At 71.1% G+C, this 3,177-nt stretch carries 3 protein-coding genes; 1 reads left to right on the forward strand and 2 read right to left on the reverse strand.

Going from position 1 to position 3,177, the window contains the following annotated elements; translation table 11 throughout:
• Window positions 1-75 precede the first annotated feature (75 nt).
• Complete coding sequence (locus tag AC2CJA_RS25565) at window positions 76-960, reverse strand: RNA polymerase sigma factor SigF (protein ID WP_484605040.1); 885 nt, start codon at window positions 958-960, stop codon at window positions 76-78.
• Between the two features lie 417 nt (window positions 961-1,377).
• Between AC2CJA_RS25565 and AC2CJA_RS25570 the strand changes: the two genes are divergently transcribed.
• Window positions 1,378-2,211 (forward strand): SAM-dependent methyltransferase, encoded by an 834-nt coding sequence (locus AC2CJA_RS25570; protein ID WP_484605038.1) that lies wholly within the window; start codon window positions 1,378-1,380, stop codon window positions 2,209-2,211.
• Window positions 2,212-2,248: 37 nt separating this feature from the next.
• On the opposite strand, the gene AC2CJA_RS25575 is transcribed toward AC2CJA_RS25570, so the two are convergent.
• Window positions 2,249-3,001 (reverse strand): DedA family protein, encoded by a 753-nt coding sequence (locus tag AC2CJA_RS25575; protein WP_484605039.1) that lies wholly within the window; start codon window positions 2,999-3,001, stop codon window positions 2,249-2,251.
• Between the last annotated feature and the right edge of the window lie 176 nt (window positions 3,002-3,177).

Genomic DNA, 3,177 nt, shown 5'->3' on the forward strand with positions numbered 1-3,177 from the left:
CGCGGGGCCCGCGGCCGGGAGGCCGGGCCCCGCGTCGGCGTGCGCGCCGCCCGCGGAGGGCGTCGGCCGTCCGGCTCACTTCTGGGTCAGCATGCCCTCGCGGAGGCGTGCCAGGGCCCTGCTCAGCAGCCGGGAGACGTGCATCTGCGAGATTCCCAGCTCGGCCCCGATCTCCGACTGCGTCATGTCACCGCCGAAGCGCATCTGCAGGATGCGCCGGTCGCGCTCGTCGAGCTGCTCCATCAGAGGCTTGAGGGCGTGGAGGTTCTCCACCTTCTCCAGGGCGGGGTCGACGTCCCCGAGCTGGTCGGCCAGAGGGGTGTCCTTGCCCTCGTCGCCCACGGGGAGGTCCAGGGAGCCGGCGACGTAGCCGTTGCTCGCCACCTGGCCCTCGATGACCTCTTCGACCGTGACGTTCATGAACTCCGCCAGCTCCTCGGTGGTGGCGGAGCGGCCCAGCCGTCGGCCGAGCTCCTCGTTCGCCCGGGCCAGCTCGATGCGCAGCTCCTGCAGCCGGCGCGGAACGCGCACGGCCCAGCTGGTGTCCCGGAAGAAGCGCTTGATCTCCCCCACGATGTACGGGACGGCGAAGGAGGTGAACTCCACCTCGCGGCTCAGGTCGAAGCGGTCGATGGCCTTGATCAGACCGATGGTGCCGACCTGGACGATGTCGTCCATCGGTTCCGCGCGGTGGCGGAACCGGGAGGCGACGTAGTTGACGAGCGTCAGGTTGAGCTCGATGAGGGTGTTGCGCGCGTACTGGTACTCGTGCGTCCCCTCCTCCAGCACGCGCAGACGCTCGAAGAACAGCTTCGACAGCTGCCGGGCGTCGCGGGGCGCGACCTTGCCCGCGTCCTCGATTCTCGGCAGTTCGGGCAGATCAGTGGAGGCGGTCTCCTGCTCCCGGTCCGGCAAGACGTCACCGCTCGTCAGCTGAACCTCCGGGCTCAGAGTACGCATCATGCCCTCCTCTTTTGATCTGTCATGTGCAGCACGGCGCGTACCCGGCCCCGAACAGCTCACACGCCCATCCGGGTGAGGTTTTGCCTACGTACACACGATGTCTGTTAATCGCCCGGGGTAAACGCCACCATAACGGATTTACTTCTCACAGCACACACGCGTGAATGGCATGTTCTCGATGGCCTGCGGGCCACCGGGACCGCTCGGCCTCCTGCCCGGCCGCACGGCCACCGGCGCACGGAGGGCGACGGGTTCCAGTGCCGCGTCAGCCGGGGTCCGCCCGGTGGCGAGGCACCCCCGGTCTCCGGCCGGGGGAGGCGGCGAGCGGGGCGAGCCTTGGCCGGCGCGGCACTAGGTTGTGCACGGTGGCCGGCCCGGCCGCCGTCACACAGGGCACAGCATCAGGAGGGTCCCATGACCGACGGCCGGCCCCGCACCGACCGGGACACGCTGTCCGCGATCGACCGCAGCGTTCCGCACTCGGCGCGGATCTGGAACTACTGGCTGGGCGGCAAGGACAACTACACCGCCGACCGCGAGGCGGGCGACCGGTACCAGGAGATCTTCCCCGGAATCATGGAACTCGCCCGCGCCTCGCGGAGTTTCCTCTCCCGCGCCGTGACGCATCTGGCCGGCGGACTGGGCGTCCGGCAGTTCCTGGACATCGGCACCGGGCTGCCCACCGCCGACAACACCCACGAGGTCGCCCAGCGGGTCGCCCCCGAGTCGCGGATCGTCTACGTCGACAACGACCCCCTGGTCCTGGCCCATGCCCGGGCCCTGCTGACCTCCACCCCCGAGGGCGCCACCGCCTACATCGACGCCGATCTGCGCAGCCCCGACACCATCCTGGCCGAGGCCGCCCGGACTCTGGACCTCAACCGCCCGGTCGGCCTGATGCTGATGAACATCCTGGGCCACGTCGAGGACTACGACGAGGCCAGGGCGACGGTGAAACGGCTGATGGCCGCCCTGCCGTCGGGCAGCTGCCTGGTGAGCAACGACGGCACCGACGGCAACGAGGCGTTCAACCGCGCGCAGCGGTTCTACAACGAGATGGCCGGGGCCCCCTACCTGCTGCGCACCCCTGAGCAGATCGCCGGGTACTTCAGGGGGCTGGAGGTGCTGGAGCCGGGCGTGGTGCCGGTCTCACTGTGGCGGCCGGAGGCCCCGCCGACCGAAGCGCCGCTCTCCGGCGGCCTTCCCCCCGCCGTGGACGAGTACGGCGGGGTCGGCGTCAAACCCTGACGGCCGGAGCACGGCGGCTCAGCGCCCGGCATGGCGTTCAGCGCCTGGCGTGGCGCCTCCGTCCGCGCTTCCGCTCCGAGGGCGCCCCGTCCGCCGGCGCCCCGTCCGCACTCCGCAGGATGATGGTGGTGTCGTCGGCGAGGGCGCGGGCGGCGGGCACCGCAACGGCCGGCCGGCGCCGGGCGCGCAGGTACTCGACGGCGATCGGGAGCACCGACAGCAGCACGATGCCGACCAGGATCAGGTCGATGTGCTCGCGGACGAACCGGATCTGCCCGAGCGCCGCGCCCAGCAGCGTCACGCCCCCGCCCCACAGCACCCCGCCGACGACGTTGAAGAGCACGAAGCCGCGGTAGTCCATCCGGCTGACACCGGCGATGATCGGTGTGAAGGTCCGCACGATCGGCACGAAGCGGGCCAGCACCAGGGACTTGGGACCGTGCTTCTCGAAGAACTCGTGGGCCCTCTCCACGTTCTCCTGTTTGAAGAGCCGGGAGTCGGGCCGCCCGAACAGGGCCGGGCCCACCTTCCGGCCGAACAGGTAGCCCACCTGGTCGCCGGCGACCGCGGCGATGACGATCAGGGTGCACACCAGCCACAGCGGATGGTGCAGGTACTGGCCGGTGGCGACCAGCAGGCCGGTGGTGAACAGAAGCGAGTCACCGGGCAGAAAGAAGCCGATGAGCAGCCCGGACTCGGCGAAGACGATGCAGAGGATGCCGACCAGACCGAAGGTCTGGATGAGGTGGTCCGGGTCCAGCCAGGCCGGACCGAGGGCGAGGGGGGTCACTGGGGACGTGCTCCTGAGAGGATCGCATGCACCGGGAGCGAGACCGCAGGCGTACGGGCCGCCCGGGCATCGCGGCGCCGGACGGCGCCTGTGGCGGGAACTTACAGTGCGTTCGGCGGCCCGGGGGGGGGGCGGCGGGGGGCGGGGGGTCCCGCGGGGCGCCCGGCGCGCGCGGG

The sequence above is a fragment of the Streptomyces sp. ATLC9 genome (assembly GCF_057196705.1).

Coding starts and splice junctions, on each gene's coding strand:
- AC2CJA_RS25565 (WP_484605040.1), bottom strand. CDS start 960: ATGCGTACTCTGAGCCCGGAGGTTCAGCTGACGAGCGGTGACGTCTTG.
- AC2CJA_RS25570 (WP_484605038.1), top strand. CDS start 1,378: ATGACCGACGGCCGGCCCCGCACCGACCGGGACACGCTGTCCGCGATC.